This is a genomic window from Micromonospora sp. KC723 (assembly GCF_004348595.1).
In the GTDB taxonomy this organism is placed as follows: Bacteria; Actinomycetota; Actinomycetes; order Mycobacteriales; family Micromonosporaceae; genus Micromonospora.
Genome location: NZ_SMKD01000041.1, coordinates 23,373 through 40,740 on the forward strand (window position 1 = coordinate 23,373; position 17,368 = coordinate 40,740).

Annotated in this window: 22 protein-coding genes; 7 read left to right on the top strand and 15 right to left on the bottom strand. The window is 71.6% G+C overall.

Annotated elements, in window-relative coordinates; genetic code table 11:
• Positions 1–11: 11 nt before the first annotated feature.
• The 9 genes from E1165_RS12125 to E1165_RS12160 all read right to left on the bottom strand — a co-directional run bounded on the left by E1165_RS12125 (position 12) and on the right by E1165_RS12160 (position 8,769).
• On the bottom strand, positions 12–1,682 hold the full coding sequence (locus tag E1165_RS12125; RefSeq protein WP_132390825.1) for a glycoside hydrolase family 13 protein: 1,671 nt from the start codon (positions 1,680–1,682) through the stop codon (positions 12–14).
• Between the two features lie 42 nt (positions 1,683–1,724).
• The gene (locus E1165_RS12130; protein ID WP_132390827.1) at positions 1,725–2,780 is read right to left on the bottom strand and encodes a LacI family DNA-binding transcriptional regulator; all 1,056 of its coding nucleotides are present in this window, start codon (positions 2,778–2,780) and stop codon (positions 1,725–1,727) included.
• A gap of 64 nt (positions 2,781–2,844) precedes the next feature.
• On the bottom strand, positions 2,845–3,807 hold the full coding sequence (locus E1165_RS12135) for a carbohydrate ABC transporter permease (protein ID WP_132390829.1): 963 nt from the start codon (positions 3,805–3,807) through the stop codon (positions 2,845–2,847).
• A gap of 1 nt (position 3,808) precedes the next feature.
• Complete coding sequence (locus E1165_RS12140) at positions 3,809–4,858, bottom strand: carbohydrate ABC transporter permease (protein WP_132390831.1); 1,050 nt, start codon at positions 4,856–4,858, stop codon at positions 3,809–3,811.
• Between the two features lie 68 nt (positions 4,859–4,926).
• Positions 4,927–6,267 (bottom strand): ABC transporter substrate-binding protein, encoded by a 1,341-nt coding sequence (locus tag E1165_RS12145; RefSeq protein ID WP_132390833.1) that lies wholly within the window; start codon positions 6,265–6,267, stop codon positions 4,927–4,929.
• A gap of 441 nt (positions 6,268–6,708) precedes the next feature.
• Positions 6,709–6,852, bottom strand: a complete 144-nt coding sequence (locus tag E1165_RS28940; RefSeq protein ID WP_165521906.1) for a GPGG-motif small membrane protein — start codon at positions 6,850–6,852, stop codon at positions 6,709–6,711.
• A 42-nt stretch (positions 6,853–6,894) separates the two neighbouring features.
• Complete coding sequence (locus tag E1165_RS12150) at positions 6,895–7,623, bottom strand: metallophosphoesterase (protein WP_132390835.1); 729 nt, start codon at positions 7,621–7,623, stop codon at positions 6,895–6,897.
• Positions 7,624–7,636: 13 nt separating this feature from the next.
• Entirely contained in the window at positions 7,637–7,846 is a 210-nt protein-coding gene (locus E1165_RS12155; protein ID WP_243704723.1) for a hypothetical protein, read from the bottom strand.
• A 53-nt stretch (positions 7,847–7,899) separates the two neighbouring features.
• Positions 7,900–8,769: a nucleotidyltransferase gene (locus tag E1165_RS12160; protein ID WP_371687333.1), complete on the bottom strand. Its 870-nt coding sequence runs from the start codon at positions 8,767–8,769 to the stop codon at positions 7,900–7,902.
• Here E1165_RS12160 and E1165_RS12165 point away from each other — a divergent pair.
• Positions 8,674–9,420 (top strand): dTMP kinase, encoded by a 747-nt coding sequence (locus E1165_RS12165; protein ID WP_132390841.1) that lies wholly within the window; start codon positions 8,674–8,676, stop codon positions 9,418–9,420. The genes E1165_RS12160 and E1165_RS12165 overlap by 96 nt on opposite strands.
• Here the strand turns inward: E1165_RS12165 and E1165_RS12170 are convergent.
• Positions 9,405–10,094: an SDR family NAD(P)-dependent oxidoreductase gene (locus tag E1165_RS12170; protein ID WP_132390843.1), complete on the bottom strand. Its 690-nt coding sequence runs from the start codon at positions 10,092–10,094 to the stop codon at positions 9,405–9,407. The two genes, E1165_RS12165 and E1165_RS12170, sit on opposite strands and share 16 nt — an antisense overlap.
• A gap of 71 nt (positions 10,095–10,165) precedes the next feature.
• On the opposite strand from E1165_RS12170, the gene E1165_RS12175 reads away from it, so the two are divergent.
• Positions 10,166–11,074 (top strand): MurR/RpiR family transcriptional regulator, encoded by a 909-nt coding sequence (locus E1165_RS12175; protein ID WP_132390845.1) that lies wholly within the window; start codon positions 10,166–10,168, stop codon positions 11,072–11,074.
• Positions 11,075–11,652: 578 nt separating this feature from the next.
• Positions 11,653–12,642, top strand: coding sequence for an RNA polymerase sigma factor RpoD/SigA (locus E1165_RS12185; RefSeq protein WP_132390849.1), 990 nt, complete (start codon positions 11,653–11,655; stop codon positions 12,640–12,642).
• A 73-nt stretch (positions 12,643–12,715) separates the two neighbouring features.
• Here the strand turns inward: E1165_RS12185 and E1165_RS12190 are convergent, their stop codons facing one another.
• Complete coding sequence (locus E1165_RS12190) at positions 12,716–13,693, bottom strand: C40 family peptidase (protein WP_132390851.1); 978 nt, start codon at positions 13,691–13,693, stop codon at positions 12,716–12,718.
• A gap of 470 nt (positions 13,694–14,163) precedes the next feature.
• On the opposite strand from E1165_RS12190, the gene E1165_RS12195 reads away from it, so the two are divergent.
• Positions 14,164–14,676: a DUF6232 family protein gene (locus tag E1165_RS12195; protein WP_132390853.1), complete on the top strand. Its 513-nt coding sequence runs from the start codon at positions 14,164–14,166 to the stop codon at positions 14,674–14,676.
• A 13-nt stretch (positions 14,677–14,689) separates the two neighbouring features.
• Here E1165_RS12195 and E1165_RS12200 read toward each other — a convergent pair whose 3' ends face one another.
• Positions 14,690–15,019, bottom strand: coding sequence for a DUF3817 domain-containing protein (locus E1165_RS12200; protein ID WP_132390855.1), 330 nt, complete (start codon positions 15,017–15,019; stop codon positions 14,690–14,692).
• Positions 15,020–15,045: 26 nt separating this feature from the next.
• Entirely contained in the window at positions 15,046–15,459 is a 414-nt protein-coding gene (locus E1165_RS12205) for a hypothetical protein (protein WP_207916854.1), read from the bottom strand.
• A gap of 116 nt (positions 15,460–15,575) precedes the next feature.
• Here E1165_RS12205 and E1165_RS12210 point away from each other — a divergent pair, with 116 nt between their 5' ends.
• Genes E1165_RS12210 through E1165_RS12220 form a run of 3 tightly spaced genes read left to right on the top strand, consistent with a single transcriptional unit; the run spans position 15,576 to position 16,783 of the window.
• Positions 15,576–15,887, top strand: coding sequence for a DUF6158 family protein (locus E1165_RS12210; protein ID WP_132390859.1), 312 nt, complete (start codon positions 15,576–15,578; stop codon positions 15,885–15,887).
• Positions 15,884–16,210: a hypothetical protein gene (locus E1165_RS12215; protein WP_132390861.1), complete on the top strand. Its 327-nt coding sequence runs from the start codon at positions 15,884–15,886 to the stop codon at positions 16,208–16,210. The genes E1165_RS12210 and E1165_RS12215 overlap by 4 nt, the downstream gene beginning before the upstream one ends.
• Positions 16,211–16,249: 39 nt before the next feature.
• Positions 16,250–16,783 (top strand): DUF1360 domain-containing protein, encoded by a 534-nt coding sequence (locus E1165_RS12220; RefSeq protein ID WP_132390869.1) that lies wholly within the window; start codon positions 16,250–16,252, stop codon positions 16,781–16,783.
• An 81-nt stretch (positions 16,784–16,864) separates the two neighbouring features.
• Here the strand turns inward: E1165_RS12220 and E1165_RS12225 are convergent, their stop codons facing one another.
• Both E1165_RS12225 and E1165_RS12230 read right to left on the bottom strand, forming a co-directional pair.
• Positions 16,865–17,071, bottom strand: a complete 207-nt coding sequence (locus E1165_RS12225; RefSeq protein ID WP_132390863.1) for a hypothetical protein — start codon at positions 17,069–17,071, stop codon at positions 16,865–16,867.
• A gap of 24 nt (positions 17,072–17,095) precedes the next feature.
• On the bottom strand, positions 17,096–17,347 hold the full coding sequence (locus E1165_RS12230; RefSeq protein ID WP_132390865.1) for a hypothetical protein: 252 nt from the start codon (positions 17,345–17,347) through the stop codon (positions 17,096–17,098).
• Positions 17,348–17,368: the final 21 nt, after the last annotated feature.

A 17,368-nucleotide genomic window follows, 5' to 3' on the forward strand; every position in this document is an offset into this window, starting at 1 on the left:
GCGGAGCCGGGTCAGCGACGGACCCAGACCGTGACGTCGGTGGGGACGCGGCCGTCGTCGTCGAGAGGGGCGCTGCTGTGCACCACCTCGCCGGCGGGCGCGGGCACCGGCGCGGCGCCGAAGTTGGTCAGTACGGTCAGTCCACGGTTGCGGAAGGCCAGCACCTGGTCGCCGGTGGAGAGCCACTCCAGCGGCCCCCGGCCCAGCCCGTGCTCGCGGCGCAGCCGCAGCGCGGTGCGGTACATCTCGTACGTCGAGCCGGTCACGCCGCGCTGCCGGTCCAGGGCGTACTCGGCCCAGGACGGCGGCTGGGGCAGCCAACTCGCGTCGGTCGGCCCGAAACCGTACGACGGTGCGTCGGCCTCCCACGGGATCGGCACCCGGCAGCCGTCCCGGCCGCGCTGGGTGTGTCCACTGCGTTCCCAGGTCGGATCCTGCCGGGCCTCGTCCGGCAGCGTGGTGTGCTCCGGCAGCCCCAGTTCCTCGCCCTGGTAGAGGTAGGCGGAGCCGGGTAGCGCCAACATCAGCAGGCTGGCCGCCCGGGCCCTGCGCAGCCCGAGCGCGGCGTCCGGCTGCGGGTCGCCGACGCCGACACCGTTGAGCCGGCCGCCGTCGGCGGTCAGGCCCAGCCGGGACGCGTGCCGGACCACGTCGTGGTTGGACAGCACCCAGGTCGTCGGCGCGCCGACCGCGTCGGTGGCCTCCAGGGAGCGCGTGATGACCGCGTACTGGGCGGGCGCGCTCCACGCCGCCAGCAGGTACTCGAAGTTGAACGCCTGGTGCATCTCGTCCGGGCGGACGTAGCGGGCCAGCCGCTCGGCCGGTTCCACCCATGCCTCGGCGACGAGGATGCGCTCGCCGGGGTACTCGTCGAGGAGTCGACGCCAGTCCCGGTAGATCTCGTGCACGCCGTCCTGGTCCCACATCGGGGGCCGTGGCTTGGCCACCTCCTGGCCGGAGAGGATCTCCTGCGGCTCCTGCCAGTTCGCCAGGTCGGCCTGCTTGATGAGGCCGTGCGCCACGTCCACCCGGAAGCCGTCCACGCCCCGGTCCAGCCAGAACCGCAGCACGTCCAGGAACTCCGCCCGCACCTGCGGGTTGTCCCAGTTCAGGTCGGGCTGGCCGGTGTCGAACAGGTGCAGGTACCACTGCCCGGGGCGGCCGTCAGGCTCGGTGATCCGGGTCCAGGCCGGGCCACCGAAGACGCTCTGCCAGTCGTTCGGTGGCTGGTCGCCGTCGGGCCCCAGCCCGTCGCGGAAGACGTACCGGGTCCGCTCCGGGCTGCCCGGTGCGGCGGACAGCGCCTCGGCGAACCAGCGGTGGGCGGAGGAGGTGTGGTTCGGCACCAGGTCGACGATGACCCTGAGCCCGCCGGCGTGGGCCTCGCTGATCAGCCGGTCGGCGTCCGCCAGCCGCCCGAACAGCGGGTCGACGTCCCGGTAGTCGGCCACGTCGTACCCGGCGTCGGCCTGCGGCGACGGGTAGAACGGCGACAGCCAGACCGCGTCGACACCCAACTCGACGAGGTGACCGAGCCGTGCCGTGATGCCCGGCAGGTCACCCATACCGTCGCCGTCGGAGTCGGCGAACGAGCGCGGGTAGATCTGGTAGATGACGGCCTCGGTCCACCACCCGGTGGCCGGTCCACCGGGCTGTTCCTGCTGCGTCGCGTCGGTGTTCAGAGCGTGCTCCCTGTGTCGAGCCGTGGGTGGGGTCGATTCCGTTCAGTGTGCCCGCGGCGGCGCGGTCGATGCCCGCACCACCAGCCGAGTGGGCAGGATCACCGGGCGGGTCGCGGCGTCGCCGCCGGCGCCCGGCGGGGGCACCGGTCCCGGGTCCGGCTCGGCAGCGAGCGGGTCGAGCAGCAGCCGGGTGGCGAGCCGGCCCTGCTCGGCGGCGGGCTGGGCGATGGTGCTCAACCCCAGCACGCCGGCCAGGTCGTGGTCGTCGACGCCGATCACGCTGACGTCCTGCGGGACCCGCAGGCCGGCGTCGCGCAGCGCCCTGATCGCGCCCATCGCCATCTCGTCGCAGGCGGCGAAGATCGCGGTGGGTGGCTCACCCCGGGCGAGCAACTCGGCGGCGGCCCGGGCGCCGCCCTCGATGGTGAACCGGGACTCGATGTCCAGGCTCGGGTCCGGTGTGATGCCCGCGGCGCGTAGCGCCGCCCGGTAGCCGCGGCGGCGGTCCAGGTGGGTGGTGAAGGCGAGTTCGTCGTCCGGGTCACCGGAGATGTGCGCGATCCGGCGGTGCCCGAGGTCGAGCAGGTGTCGGGTGGCGGTGCGGGCGGCGGCCACGTCGTCGATGCGGACGCAGGGCCAGCCCGGCACCCGGCTGCCGGAGCTGATGGTGATCCCGGGCAGGTCCAGCTGGGTCAGCGCGGTCAGTTCGGCCGGCCGCAGCGGCGTGGCGACCAGCATGACGGCGTCCACCCGCTTGTGTAGGTTGGCGGTGCGCAGTACCCGTTGGCGGACCTGCTCGCGGCCGCCCAGGTTGTACAGCAGCAGGTCGTAGCCGGCCTCGTGGAGGAACTCCTCGACCGCCTCGACGACGGTGGCGAAGAACCACCGGGTGATCCGGGGGACCACCACGGCCACGGTTCCGGTCCGACCGCCGGCCAGCCGGGAGGCGCTCGGCGAGACCGCGTACTCCAGCTGCTCGGCGGCGGCGAGCACCCGCAGGCGCGTGGTGGCGGAGACCGTCGGCAGCCCGCGGAGCGCCCGGGAGACGGTGGCGGTCGAGACCCCGGCGAGTCGGGCGACGTCATCAATCCTGGTCATGGTGTTTCCCTACGTCACGACGGCACCGCCGCCGCCCGGCACGACGGGCGGCGGCGGTCCGACGTCAGCCCTTGACGCTGCCGGCGAGCAGGCCGCGTACGAAGTAACGCTGCAGGGACAGGAACACGATCAGCGGTACGACGATCGAGACGAACGCGCCCGCGGTGAGCCGCTGCCACTCGTTGCCCCGGCTGCCGGCCATCTCGGCCAGCCGGACGGTGAGCGGGGCGGTCTCGTTGCCGCCGCCCGCGAAGATCAATGCCACCAGCAGGTCGTTCCAGACCCAGAGGAACTGGAAGATGCCGAAGGCCGCCAGCGCCGGGGTGATCAGCGGCAGGACGATGGTGCGGAAGATCCTGGGGTGGGTGGCCCCGTCGACCCGGGCCGCCTCCATCAGGTCTGCGGGCAGTTGCGAGATGAAGTTGTGCAGCAGGAACACCGCGAACGGCAGGGCGAAGCAGGTGTGCGCGAACCACACCTGGGCGAACTTCTGCTCGTCCACCAGGTCCCAGGCGGGCAGCACCTGGACGCCCGCGATCGTGACGCCGGTGGAGAAGAACCTCAGCAGCGGCACCAGGGCCATCTGTAGCGGCACGATCTGCAACGCGAAGATCGCGATGTAGAGCCAGTCCCGCCCCCGGAAGTTGATCCAGGCCAGCGCGTACGCGGCCAGCGCGGCGAAGGCGAGCGGGAAGAGCACCGAGGGGATGGTGATCGCCAACGAGTTGATGAAGTAGCTGGCGAGCTGGCCCGACGAGGAGGATCTACCGAAGAGCACCTCCTGGTAGTTCTCCAGCGTGAACTGCGGGTTGCTGAAGACCGTCCACCAGCCGGTGGTCTTGATCTCGTTCTCCGGCCGGAACGAGGAGACGAAGAGGCCGACGGTGGGGACGGTCCAGGCGATCGCGATGACGATCGAGACCAGGGTGGCGGTACGGCTGTTCAGCCGCTTGCGGACCCGGCCGGCGGCCGTGCTCTTGCGGATCGCCTGGGCGCCGGTCGGAACGGTGGGCGTGGCGGTGGTCATCTCAGCCCTCCCGCTGCTGACGCAGGTTGCGGATCTGGTAGATCACGATCGGGATGACCAGGACGAACAGGAAGACCGCCAGCGCCGAGCCCTGCCCGTTCTGGCCGTACCGGAACGCCTGGTTGTACATCTCGTTGGCGATCACGCTGGTGTCGTAGTTGCCGTTGGTCGCGGTGCGGACGATGTCGAAGACCTTGAGCGTGGCGATCGACAGCGTGACCACCACCACGATCAGCGCCGGTCGGATGCTCGGCATGGTGATCTGCCAGAACATCTGCCATGGGCTGACGCCGTCGAGGCGGGCCGCCTCCACGATGTCCGCCGGGATCGCCTTGATGGCGGCGGAGAGCACCACCATCGCGAAACCGGCCTGGATCCACACCATGATCACAATGAGCAGGAACGTGTTCAGCGGCGAGTCCAGCAGCCACTGCTTCGGCTCCCCGCCGAGGCTGACCACGATCTGGTTGAGCAGGCCGATCTGCTGCTGTTCCTCGCTGCGGTAGGCGTAGACGAACTTCCAGATGATGCTGGCGCCGACGAACGAGATCGCCATCGGCAGGAAGATCAGGGACTTGGCGACCGCCTCGAGCCGGGCCTTGTCCACCAGCACCGCGTAGATCAGGCCGAACGAGGTGGCCACCAGCGGGACCAGGATCACCCAGATCAGGGTGTTGGTCAGCACCCGGAGGATGGTGGGATCGGAGAACATCCAACCGTAGTTGCGCAGACCCACCCAGTTGTTGCTGCCGGCGTCCATGAAGGAGAGCAGGGTGGTGCGGATCGCCGGACCGACCAGCCCGACGGCGAGCAGCAGCAGCGTCGGCAGCAGGAAGAAGAGGGCGAACAGGCCCTCCTGCGGCTTGCCTCGCCGGGGTAGCGGGGCGCCGCTGACCGAGGCGGCCACGAGCTGCGCCTCCCGGCGGCGGGCGAACCAGGCCGGCACCACGTCGAGGAGCAGGAGCAGGCCGCCCACCACCGCGACGAAAGCGATCAGCCCGTACATCAGCATCAGGAACTTCGGCTGTTCCGCCGCGAAGTCGAACTCCATCGACCCTCCTTCCAGGGTTCGGTCGAGGACGGTGGCCCGGCCACGTCGGACCGGGCCACCGCCTCAGATCACTTCCAGCTGCCCTCGATGCCGTTCAGCACGGCGGCGGTGTCCTTGCCGTTGATCCACTCGACCATGCCCTTCCAGAACGTGCCCGCGCCGACCGCGGCCGGCATCAGGTCCGAGCCGTCGAACCGGAAGACGGTCTTCTCGTCCTGGAGGAGCTGCACGGAGAGCTTGTCGACCGGGTTCGGCACGTTGGCCAGGTCGAGCTTCTTGTTCGCCGAGACCCAGTCACCGATCTTGGCGCGGCTGTTGGCGTACTCGCCGGAGGCCAGGTAGGTCTGCACCACCTGGACCTCGGGACGGTCGTTGAAGGCCGCGACGAACTCGCCGCCACCCAGCACCGGCTTGCCCTGCGCCGGGTCGATGGCCGGGAAGTAGAACGCGAACACGTCGCCGTCCTCGGCCACCTTGGTGCCCTGTGGCCACTGGTTGGCGTAGAAGGACGCCTGGCGGTGCAGCGCGCACTTGCCGGTGGTGATCGGGACGCCGGCCTCCTGGAAGGAGGTGGTGGCGATGCTCTTCACTCCGCCGAAGCCGGCGTTGACGTACTTGTCGTTCTTGAGAATGGTGCCGGCCCGGTTGAGCGCGTCGGCGACCTTCGGGTCGTTGAACGGGATGCCGTGGGTGGTCCACTGGTCGTAGACCTCGGGGCCCGCGGTGCGCAGCAGCACGTCCTCGATCCAGTCGGTGGCCGGCCAGCCGGTGGCGTCACCGGACTCGATGCCGGCGCACCACGGCTTGGTCCCGCTGGCGGCGATGGTGTCGCTCAGCTTGATCAACTCGTCCCAGGTGGTGGGGACGGTCCAGCCCTTATCCTTGAACATCTTCGGCGAGTACCAGACGAAGGACTTGACGTTCGAGCCCAGCGGCGCGCCGTAGAGTTGGCCGTTGAGGGTGCTGTACTTCAGCCAGTCGGGGGAGTAGTTGGCCTCGGCCTCGGTCTTCGTCGCGGCGCCGACCGGCTTGAGCTTGCCGGCGTCGACGAACCGCTTGAGCAGACCGGGCTGCGGGATGAAGGCCAGGTCGGGGGCGTTGCCGCCGTCGACGCGCACACCGAGCTGCGCCTCGAACTCACCGGAGCCCTCGTGGTCGATGTCGATGCCGGTGCAGTCCTCGAACTGCTTCCAGGACTCGTTGAGGCGGTCGGCCTCGATGTCCCGGATGGACGAGTAGATGGTGACCTTCTTGCCGTCGTTGTCGCCGTACTTCTCGTATGCCGTGCACTCGGCGGAGCCCGCGTTGCCGCTCTTCTTGTCGTTGCCGGTGCCGCAGGCGGTGACGCCGAGCGCCAGGCCCAGTACGCCGGCGATCGCGAGAGTCTGGCGTGATCTGGCAAAGGCCATGCCGTTCTCCTTCCTTGCCGGCGCATCGGGGGAAGTCGCACTCGCGCCGGTCCGAATGGTGGTCCCCACATGTAAGCGCTTGCATCGTGATTGGTCCACCCCTGAACGGACACGGCCCGGTAACAATGCCGAAACCGCCTCACCAGCCATGGTCTCGCTCCCACGGTCGGGTTTCGGGCGTACGACGGCCCCGGCCGACCACGGTCAGGTGTCCGGCCGCCAGCCGGCGAAGTCGAGGCAGGCGGCGACGGTGGCCCGGGCCCACCAGGTACGCACACCGTGCCCCCGGCTCCGGGTCGTCCGCGTGGTCGAGAGGTTCCCCGGCGCCGGCGGACCCCGGACGCGAAACGCCGGGGTCGTCGCTGCCGGGGCTCCTATCTGGGAGGACGGAGGCCCGGTTTACGACGACCCCGGCGGGTCCGGTGACGCGGTCAACCGACGTCAATTGAAGATGCTGACACCACCCGGGCCGACCAGCAGGCCGACCACGATGAGGACGATGCCCCACAGGATCTGCCGGCGGAAGAGCGCGAGAATGCCGGAGACCACCAGTACGACTGCGAGAATCCAGAGAATCAGCTCCATGGCTGTCAAGTACCCGCGCCAGTGATTCCGGAAACCTCACGGTCAGTCGACATGATCTCGATCTCCCAGGTGGAAGACGCTGTACGCCTGCTTGATAACCGGGTGGGCGACGTTGCGCACCCGCACCCCGCCCGGGGTGGTGCCGCGCTCGGTGCCGTGGTGGGCGTGCCCGTGCAGGGCCAGCGCGGTCGGTGCGGAATCGATCGCCTGGCCGAGCTGGTAGCAACCGAGGAACGGGTAGATCTCCAGGGGTTCGCCGGCGAGAGTGTCCGGCACGGGGGAGTAGTGGGTGAGCGCGACCAGCACGTCGCAGTCCAGCCCGCGCAGCGCCCGGCCGAGCGCGTCCGCGCTCTCGTTGGTCGTCCGGACGAAGGCCTTCATCTCCGGCTCGCCGAAGTCGCTGGCGCACCGGCCCGCGAAGCCGCCGCCGAAGCCCTTCACCCCGGCGACGCCGAGCCGCCCGCCCGGGGACTCCAGCACCGTGCCGGTCCCCTCCAGGACCGTGATCCCCGCGTCCTCCAGCACCTTCACCACCTGCGGCACCTGGTCGCACTGGTGGTCGTGGTTGCCGAGCACGGTGATCACCGGCACGCCCAGGTCGCCGAACTCGCGGGCCACGCAGCGCGCCTCGGCCTCGGTGCCGTGCCGGGTCAGGTCGCCGGCGAGCAGCAGCACGTCGGCACAGTCCGGCAGTTCCTCCAGGGCCGGCCGGAACCGGCCGACCACGTCCTCGTCCAGGTGGACGTCGCCGACGGCGGCGATCCGGATCATCGTCGGCTCCTCCTCACGGCAGCTCCTCGACCTGGGTCGGCGCCTGGGTGCGGATCACCCCGATGTCGCTGGTGACCGGCACGTCCGGGAAGCGTTCGGAAACCCGGCGCAGGATCTCCTCCCGTCGGTGCGGGCTCTCCACCTCGCCGTACAGGACCAGACCGCGCTCCCGGCGGACGACGGTGATGCCCTGCTCGGCGACGGCGGGATCCTCGGCGAGCATCCGGTGGATCTCCGCCTCGACGTACTCGTCCGGTGGGCCGGTGCCATGCTCGGTCACAGTGTCTCCTTTCCTTCGGGCGTCCTGGCGTACGGCACCGGGGTGCCGGCGTACGGGACCACTTCCAGCCGGTCCAGCAGCACCAGGAACGCCTCCGCGTACGGCGAGTGCTGCGTCTCCCTCCGTACCCGTTCCCAGTCGATCTGTTCCCGCAACGAGCGGGCCAGCGGCAGTCCCCGGGCGAAGTCGCAGTAGTGCTGGGAGAAGCTGAGCAGCTTGTGCACCATCAGCCGGGTGGCCGAGAGCACCGGCAGGTGGATGGCGTCGACCGGGCGGACCACGGTGTCGGCGAAGGTCTCCTCCGTCACCGGGGTCTCGATGGGCCGGTGGATCAGGTCCACCATCCGTCCCTCGTCGTAGACCTTGACGAGCCAGTCCTCCGGTGGCCGCTCGGCGGTGAAGCCCTCTGCGGTGAGCGTCTCCAGCGCCCGTTCGACGTCCTCCTCACGGATCAGGAAGTCGACGTCGTGCTCGCTGGAGTGCCCGCCGTGCGCGTACACGGCGAAGCTGCCGCCGAGCGCGAAGGGGATCTCGTTCTGCTTGAGCACGGCGGCGACCCGTTTGAGGGTGTGCAACAGACTCTCGTCCCCGCGCTCGGCCATCTGGGTCTCCCGTCGATCGTGGTCAAGGTGGACAGGTGGTCGGAAATGACATCGCGTACCCGGCAGGCTGCCCGCCCACACCTCCGTGGCCCGGCAGAGCGGGCGGCGAGGGGCGGACCGGGACGAACCACCCGGGCAGGGGAGCGCACGTCGGATAGTCTGTGGAAGGTGGCCAGAACACAGCAGTCGACCGGCGGTACGGCCCGACTGCGCCGGGTCGCCCTGGTCGGCATCGACGGTTCGGGCAAGACCACCCAGGCGCACCGTCTCGCCGACGCGCTCACCGCGGCGGGCCGGCCCGCCACCTACCACCGCAACGCCGGCGGTCGGCGCTGGCTCGGCCGGCTGGCCAACCGGCTCGGCCGCCCCGACGCGCAGCGCCTGCTCGGGCGCAACGGGGTGCTGGCCGTGGAGTCCGTGCTGCGCTGGCTCGCCATCGCCGCGGCCCTGCTGGGCAGCCTGGTGACCGGCCGGGTGGCGGTGATGGACCGCTACGCCGTCTGCCAGTACGCCAGCATCCGCGCCCACGGCGGGGGGCGCTGGGAGTGGCTCGCCCGGGCCGGGTACCGGGTCTTCCCGCCGCCGCAGGTGACCTTCCTGCTCACGGTCGACCCGGCCGAGGCCTACCGGCGGATCGAGCGCCGGGGCACCGACCACGAGACCATGGGCTGGCTGACCGCCGCCGACGCGGCGTACCGCACGCTGCCGGAGTACCCCGGCTTCGTGCTGGTGGACGCCTCCGGCGCGCCGGAGGAGGTGTCCCGGCGGATCCAGGCGCACCTGGCGGAGTGGCTGCCGTCGGCCGCGCCCTCGCCCGACGCGGCGCCGGATGTCGGGCCGTCCGGCGACGCCCCCTCGGCCGGTCTCGGCCGGCACCTGGTGGGCCGGCCGGTCGCGGTTCAGGCCCGGCCGTAGACCGGGACGGCCGCGCCGCTGGTCGGGGCGGACTCGTCCGAGGCGAGGAAGCGCACCACCGGGGCGATCTCGGCAGGGTCGACCCAGCGGCGGTGGTCGGCCCCGGGCTGGGCGGCGCGGTTGGCCGGGGTGTCGATGACGCTCGGCAGCACCGTGTTACAGCGCACTCCGGCGCTCCGGTACTCGACCGCGACCGCGTTGGCGAAGGCGAGCACCGCCGCCTTCGCGGTCGCGTACCCGGCGGCGCCCGGGAAGGGGGCGAGCGCGGCCCGGGCGGAGACGCAGACCACCGCGCCGCCACCGGCCGCCATCAGGTACGGCAGCGCCGCCTGGGTGACGAGGTAGGTGGGGCGCAGGTTGATCGCCAGCATCCGCTCGAACTCCTCGACCGGGGTCTCGTGCACCCTGCCGCCGCTGGCGTACCCGCCGACGAGGTTGACCACCGCGCGCAGCGGCGCGGCCGGGTCCCCGGCGGCGACCTCGACCGCCCGGGCCACCGCGACCGGGTCCATCAGGTCGGCGGTGGGGCGCACCACGCCGGCCGCCGGGCCGGCCGGGGGCAGGCTCTCCCGCTGCGGTACGACCACCCGCCAGCCCGCCTGCGCGAAGGCGGCCGTCACCGCCCCGCCGAGTCCACCCGTTCCCCCGGTGACCAGCACGCTGCGTTCCGACATGGGCCATACGGTAACCCCGTCGTGCCGTGGCGATCATTGACGCCCGTCCGCGCTGTAAGTAATTTTCGTACGTGGCGAAAAGCGCGAAGGTTTCTGCGAGCGCCGGGTCCGGTGGGCTGATCGTCCACATCAACGGCCTGCTCCCCTCACTGTCCCCCGCCGAGCAGCGGGTGGCCCGGCTCGTCGTGGCCGACCCGGCCGGCGCCGCGCACCGGACCATCACCGACCTGGCCACCGCCGCCGACACCTCCGAGGCCACCGTGATCCGGTTCTGCCGGTCCGTGGGCATGGCCGGCTACCCGCAGCTGCGCATCCGGCTCGCCGCCGACGCGGCCCGCCGGATCGCGCCGCCGGACGCCCGGATGGCCGGCGGCGACATCCCGCCCGGAGCCGACCTGGCGCAGATCATCGCCACCATCGCGTTCCACGACGCCAGGGCGGTGGAGGAGACCGCCGAGCAGCTGGACCCGGCGGTCTGCGAGCGGGTGGTGGCCGCGATCGCCGCCGCCGGCCGCACCGACGTCTACGGTGCCGGGGGCAGTGGCGTCGTCGCCGCCGACCTCCAGCAGAAGCTGCACCGCATCGGTCGCACCGTGTGCTACTTCCCGGACGGCCAAACAGCCCTGGCCTCCGCCGCGCTGCTCGGCCGGGGCGACGTCGCCATCGGCATCTCGCACACCGGCGCCACCACCGCCGTCGTCGAGGTGCTGGCCCGGGCCCGGGCCCGGGGCGCCTGCACCGTCGCGTTGACCAACTTCCCCCGTTCGCCGATCACCGACGTGGCGGACTTCGTGCTCACCACCGCGACCCGCGAGACCACCTACCGCTCGGGGCCGACGGCCAGCCGTCTCGCCCAGCTCACCGTGGTCGACGTGCTCTTCGTCGCGGTGGCCGCCCGCGGCCGCGCCCGGGCCCGCGAGGCCCTGGCGGCGACCGCCGACGCGGCCGACGCGCACCGGGCCGGCCGGAGGCGGGCATGACGGCCGGGACGGCGCACCCCGGGCGGGTGCGCCCGAACCTGATAATCGACGTGACGGGTGCCACAACCGCCTCCGGCGGCCGGCTGACGCACCGGGGCCGTGCCGGGGCTCGGCCGCTGATCCGTGCCTCGACCGGGGCCTGCTGATCCCCGCCGGGACCGGGTGAGACGCGGAACACGTCGGGCGCGGGACGTCCACCACGCCACGGATTGTTGTCCATGCCGTGGGGTAATCCACCGTGCGTGGATGAACCGACCGGTCCACCGGCGCGTGATTGGCAGTGACCAGGATCGCAGCCGGGCGGTGACGAGGGTCGCTGCGTCACGGGTCGTCGCAATGATGCGATGCCTGGTGGCGGAGGAGGTCTCTCCTGACCCGCCAGCCCGTTCGTGGTGTCTACCAGTTGATCACGAGCGAGGTGCTGACAGCAAACGTGGACCGAGCTTTCAGCTGGTACTCAGGCATTCGTGACACTTTCGACCCACGACATGGAATCCCCGACACGTCTCATCTGTTGTGTAGGTGTCAGCACCGACGGGCACATCGGAGGTTGCGGGGAAGGGCTGACGGACGTGGGGATGGCAAGGAACCGGGCAACCGGCGCGAGCGAGGGGACCGTGGGCAACGTGGACAAGAATATCGGCATGCGCACCGACGAGGTCGCCGAGGAGCGTGACCTGGTCGGCGTCTACCTTCACGAGATCTCCCGGACGCCGTTGCTGGACGCCGCCAAGGAGGTCGATCTCTCCAAGGCCATCGAGGCCGGCCTCTACGCCGAGCACCTGCTCGGCGAGGATCGCGTCCCCGCGGGCGTCGACCGGGAGGAGCTGGAGCGCCTCGTCGTCGAGGGCGAACGGGCCAAGGATCTGTTCATCCGGGCCAACCTGCGGCTGGTCGTCTCGATCGCCCGTCGCTACGTGCGCTCCGGGATGCCCATGCTGGACCTCATCCAGGAGGGCAACACGGGTCTGGTCCGCGCCGTCGAGAAGTTCGACTACGAGCGCGGCTACAAGTTCTCCACCTACGCCACCTGGTGGATCCGTCAGGCCATCAGCCGGGCGATCGCCCAGCAGGAGCGTACGGTCCGACTGCCCGTGCACCTGGTGGAGGACGTCAACCGGATGCGTAACGTGGCCCGGCAGCTCACCCGCGAACTGGGCAGCGACCCGGAGCCGGAGCAGATCGCGGCGGCCCTCGGGGTCACCGTCGAGCGGGTCAATGAACTGGTCCGCTGGTCGCAGGACACCGTCTCGCTGGACACCCCGGTGGGCGACGACGGCGACACCAACCTCGGTGACCTGGTCGCCGACAGCGACGCCCCGTCGCCGGAGGAGATCGTCCTCACCGGCCTGGAGCGGCAGCGCATCGAGGGCCTGCTCAACCACCTCGACGATCGGTCCGCCGGCATCATGCGGGCCCGGTACGGCCTGGAGGACGGGCGGGAGCACTCGCTGACCGAGGTCGCGTCGCGCTTCTCGCTCTCCCGGGAGCGGATCCGCCAGCTGGAGATCCAGGCGCTCGGCCGGCTCCGCGAGCTGGCCCGGGCCGAGGGGCTGCAGGCCGCCTGACCGAACGACGACAACAACGGCCAACGGCCGGCGTCCGATGGGGGACGCCGGCCGTTGGTGTACGCGCCGCCGGTTACCGGACCCGGCCGTACCCCTGGATCGGCATGATGTTCATGCCCCGCTTGAGCACGTTGCGTCCCGCACTGGGCGCGTCGATGATCTGCCCGCCGCCGACGTAGAGGGCCACGTGCCCGAGGCCGCTGTAGAAGACGAGGTCGCCGGGGCGGAGCTCGCCACGGCCGATGTGTGCCACCACGCCCCACTGCATCCGGGTGTTGTGCGGCAGGGACTTGCCGGCCGCCCGCCAGGCGGCGGAGGTCAGGCCCGAACAGTCGTACCCGTCGGGGCCGTCGGCTCCCCAGGCGTACGGCTTGCCGATGGCCCCGTACGCGTAGCGCACCGCCGCCCCGGCGCTGCCGGGGACCGCCGGCGCGTCGCCGGCGGGCCGGTCCGCCGGCCGGGACGCCGGCGCCTCGGTGGCCCGTCCGTACGCCGCCCGGCGCATCTCGTACAGCTTCGCCAGATCGCGTTCGATCTTCTTCTTCGTGTTCCCCATGGCGCGGGCCTGCGCGGCCTCCCGGGCCAGGGTCGCGTCGAGCCGGGACTTCTCGTCCAACAGCCTGCGCTGGTTGTCGGTGAAGCCGCTGATCCGTTCCTGGCGGTCCCGGGTGAGCTGGTCGATCGTGCTCAGCCGGTCCATCAGGGTGGCCGGGCCGCCCGGTTCGAGCAGCGCGCGTGCGGTCCGCAGTCCGCCGGTCTTGTACGCGGTCGCGGCCATCGCGCCGACCTCGGCCCGACTCTGGGCGGTCTGCGTTTCCAGCGGCCCGATCTGGGCCTGCAACCGGACTGCGGTCGCCTTGTTCGCCTTGATCTCCTCGTTGAGCTTGTTGTACGACTCGACGATCTGTTCCAGTTCCGTCGAGGACTTCTCGATCCGTGCGGTCAGCTCGGCGACGGAGGGCTCGGCCCGAGCCATCGCTGACGGGGCGATCAGCGCGGCCGAGAGGCCGGCGACCGTGAGCGTTCGCACCAGCATCCGTAAGGACGGCAAGAGCGGAAGGCTCCTCTCCAGGAGTCTCCGGAGGGTGCTGACCCCTCCGGCGACACCGACCCGGGGCCATCCGGACGGATGGCGGTGGACCAGGCCGGCCTGCCCAACCTAACCCGTGACGGGAGCCGCTGGTGGGGAAGCAGGGGCAAAAGTTGGCAAAGGGGCAGGAAGTGCTGCTGCGCTGAGTGACGTGACCGTGGCCGATGTGTCGCTGGAGTCGGCGAACTCGACCGCCTTAAGCAAAAAGCCCGTTTTGTCGTTCCGGGCGGATGCTGTCGGTGCCCCCCGCCACTTGTCCGACAAAGGGGAAATGGAGGTCAACTCACGGCATGCCCCCCGGCGCGCGGGTCGGATCTCGCCGGGCGAGGCTGGCACCAGCGCCACAGAATGGAGCCCTGAGGCCGGGAATCCCGCCGTACGCCGGTGGCGATGGCGGGAGCACCGGCACCGCCGGCCGGGGGGAGTACGCCGTGCAGGCACACCGTTCCGCCACCCGCCCACCGCGGGACCAGCGACGTAGCACCCTGCTCTACGCCCGCCCGGGAATCGTGGTCACCACCGAACGGTTCACCGTCGGCCGGAGCAGCTTCCTGGTCGCCGAACTCACCCACCTACGCACCGGCCGGGGGCCGCACGACCGGCTGGCGGTCCGCGTCGTGGCGGCCACCGCCGCCGCCATCGCCGCCGTCGGTGTCCTGCTCGGCTTCACCGGAGGACTGCACCGGCTCACCGCCGGGGCGTACCTGGCGCTGGGGGTGGTCTGGACGCTGCCCGTGCTGCTGGCGCTGGCCGGGGATCGCTGGCGGCCCCCCGCGTACGAGTTGTGGGGGCACTGCCGGGGCGTCGAGGTGCTGCTGTTCAGCAGCGACGACGCCGGAGAGTTCGCGCGGGTCGCGGCGGCGCTCGCCCGAGCGCTGCGGGAACACCGGTACGCCGACGCCGAGCAGGCGACGACGACCGGATTCTGGCGGCCGGACCGCTGAGCGGCGGGCGCGCTCAGGCGGTGGGCAGCGGCTCGCGGGTCGGCTCCGGACGGGCCGCGAGCCCCCGGGTGACCTTCCGTTCGGCCACGAACGACACGAACGGGACCGTGCCGGCGAGCATCACCAGCAGCATCCGCTTCAAGGGCCAGTTGACCCGGCGACCCAGGTCGAAGGTGGCGGCCAGGTAGACCATGTAGAGCCAGCCGTGCGCCGTGCCGACGACCGCCACCACGATCGGCTCGTCGAACGCGTACTTCAGCGGCATGCCGATCAGCACCAGCACGACCAGCGCCACGCCCACGATCCAGGCGATCACGCGGTACCGGGTAAGGGCTGCGCCCACCGTCGTCCGTCCTTCCACGCCGGCGCTCAGCCGGGATAGTCACCGGGCCTCGCGCCCGGATTGGCGTTCAACCAGGTCAGGTAGCGGTTGTACGCGGCCAGGTCGGTGTCCTCCGGTACCTCGACCGCTGGCGCCCGGGACACCCGCACGGGACGGCGTACCGCCGGGACCGCGCCGTCACCGACGGTCACGGGATCGCTCGCTCTGGCGACCGGCTCCGCGGCGGCGTCCCCGCCACGCAGTGCGTGCCGCACCTCCCGCCACCAGACGAAGACCACGAAGCCGGCGAAGATCGGCCACTCCACGGCGTACGCCCAACTGAGGGTGTTGCCCGAGGCGGCGCGGCTGATCTGCCACCAGCCAAGCGCCAGGAAGCCGACCACCAGCACGACCATGGCCACGTGGCGGGCGATCCACCCCGGTGTCCAGAGCCGTTTCATGGCATCGAGCGTACCGGGACGGCCAGGCATCTCCGACGCGGTGTCGTAGGTGGTTTGGTGACAGGTGGTGTGGGCATCCGTCTAGATGCCAGCCCAGACGAGCCCAGGGGGGCGACATGACCGAATCAGTACGCCAATCCGGCGAGGTCAGCCCGGAGCAACGGATGACCGAGTGGGACGGCGACCACGCCGCCACGGCCGTGGACGTGGACGAGGACCTGCCCGGCATCGACCCGGGAGAACTCGACGACGAGGACCTGATCCGCGAGCTGCACAGCCTGCACCGCACCCGGCTGGACACCCTGCGCCACGCGTCGGACTCGGCCCTCGCCACCCACCTGCGCCGCACCGCGGAACTGGAGACCGAGTACCTGGCCCGCAACCCGGGACGCGAGGTCGACCCGAGCCGGTTGCGGGACGCCTCATGACGACGCGCGCCGAGCAGGGGATGTCCGCCCCACCCGAGGTGGTGTTCAGCACGGCGACCGACCCCGACCGGGTGTCGGCGTGGCTGCCCGAGCCGTTGCGGTCCGGCGGCGGGGGACGCCCGCAGACCAGCACCGAGCAGCTGTGGGCGCGGTGGAGCAACGACTCCGCCCCCGGTTGGTCCGCCGAGATCAAGGTGGAGCCGGCCGACGCCGGGGGCTCCCGGGTCCGGCTCGACCTGACCGGGGACGGACCCGACGGCCTGGCCGACGAGGCCCTGGCCAACCTCGCCGGTGAGGTGGCCGACAACCTGACCGCCGGTTGAGCGGACCCCGACGAGCACGAGGAGGCCGGCGTGGCCGGGATGGGTGTGAAACAACGGGTGGCGCGGCTGCGCCGGGCGTACGCGCCGCACGAGAACCGTCCGCTGGACGGGTACCTGAAGGCGATGGGCAGCTACGCGGCCGTGACCGCGTCCCTGGCCGGGCTGGTCAGGGCAACCGGCCGGCCCGTGCCGGAGCGGCCGGCCACCGTCGACGTGGTGCTGCTCGGCATCGCCACGCACAAGCTGAGCCGGCTGCTCACCAAGGACGCCGTCACCAGCCCGCTGCGGGCCCCGTTCACCCGCTACGACCACCCGATCGGCAGCGGCGAGGTGATGGAGCAGGTCCGGGACTCCGGCAGCCCGACCCGGCACGCCATCGGCGAGCTGCTGAGCTGCCCGTTCTGTCTGGCGGTGTGGATCGCCACCGGCCTGACCGGCGGACTGGTGCTGGCGCCCCGACTGACCCGTCTGGTCGCCACCGCGCTGACCGCGGTGGCCGCGTCGGACTTCCTCCAAATGGGGTACGCGATCGCGCAGCAGGCCGCCGAGGGCCGGCCCCACGACGAGAGGTGAACCGGACGCGCGGACGGGGCCGGCGACGTCGCCGGCCCCGTCCGCGCGCCCCGGCCGGCTGCGCCGGCCCCGCGCCTCCCGTCAGGTGGGGACGGTGCCGTGGTCCTCGCCGGCCCAGCCGCGCGCGGCCTCCGGCTCCCGTACGTCGTCGTCGGCGCCGGTGATGACGTCGCGGTCCACGGCGGTGCGGTCGTGCTCGTTGGCGAAGTCCGGCTCGGGGAGGGTGTCCGTACCCTCCGGTGGCTGGCCGAGCGCCGGCACCTCGCGGTGCGCCTCGCGGTCGGACATCGTGGTCTCCTCTCCCGGGGGGTGTCAGATGACCGAGCCGCCGAGCAGGTCGGCGACCTCGTCCACCGCGTACTCGCCCTGCGGCAGCGCGTTGATCCGGGTGAGCAGCCGCGCGGGCAGTTCCGCCGCGACGGCCCGGCGGTAGATGTCCGCCTGGCTGATCCGTTCCTGGCCGCGGTAGAGGTCCCTGAGCAGCTCGTCGATGCGCCGCGTGTCGGGCTCGTCGACGGCGGCGTCGGTCACGGGCGCGTCGGTCACGGGAACGTCTTCGGTCACGCCGGCACACCTACCCGCCCG

Bases quoted from the DNA above. Each gene is read 5' to 3' on its own strand.
- E1165_RS12130 (WP_132390827.1), bottom strand. From the start codon at position 2,780: ATGACCAGGATTGATGACGTCGCCCGACTCGCCGGGGTCTCGACCGCC.
- E1165_RS12135 (WP_132390829.1), bottom strand. From the start codon at position 3,807: ATGACCACCGCCACGCCCACCGTTCCGACCGGCGCCCAGGCGATCCGC.
- E1165_RS12140 (WP_132390831.1), bottom strand. From the start codon at position 4,858: ATGGAGTTCGACTTCGCGGCGGAACAGCCGAAGTTCCTGATGCTGATG.
- E1165_RS12145 (WP_132390833.1), bottom strand. From the start codon at position 6,267: ATGGCCTTTGCCAGATCACGCCAGACTCTCGCGATCGCCGGCGTACTG.
- E1165_RS28940 (WP_165521906.1), bottom strand. From the start codon at position 6,852: ATGGAGCTGATTCTCTGGATTCTCGCAGTCGTACTGGTGGTCTCCGGC.
- E1165_RS12150 (WP_132390835.1), bottom strand. From the start codon at position 7,623: ATGATCCGGATCGCCGCCGTCGGCGACGTCCACCTGGACGAGGACGTG.
- E1165_RS12155 (WP_243704723.1), bottom strand. From the start codon at position 7,846: ATGCTCGCCGAGGATCCCGCCGTCGCCGAGCAGGGCATCACCGTCGTC.
- E1165_RS12170 (WP_132390843.1), bottom strand. From the start codon at position 10,094: ATGTCGGAACGCAGCGTGCTGGTCACCGGGGGAACGGGTGGACTCGGC.
- E1165_RS12185 (WP_132390849.1), top strand. From the start codon at position 11,653: ATGGCAAGGAACCGGGCAACCGGCGCGAGCGAGGGGACCGTGGGCAAC.
- E1165_RS12205 (WP_207916854.1), bottom strand. From the start codon at position 15,459: ATGAAACGGCTCTGGACACCGGGGTGGATCGCCCGCCACGTGGCCATG.
- E1165_RS12210 (WP_132390859.1), top strand. From the start codon at position 15,576: ATGACCGAATCAGTACGCCAATCCGGCGAGGTCAGCCCGGAGCAACGG.
- E1165_RS12215 (WP_132390861.1), top strand. From the start codon at position 15,884: ATGACGACGCGCGCCGAGCAGGGGATGTCCGCCCCACCCGAGGTGGTG.
- E1165_RS12220 (WP_132390869.1), top strand. From the start codon at position 16,250: ATGGGTGTGAAACAACGGGTGGCGCGGCTGCGCCGGGCGTACGCGCCG.
- E1165_RS12225 (WP_132390863.1), bottom strand. From the start codon at position 17,071: ATGTCCGACCGCGAGGCGCACCGCGAGGTGCCGGCGCTCGGCCAGCCA.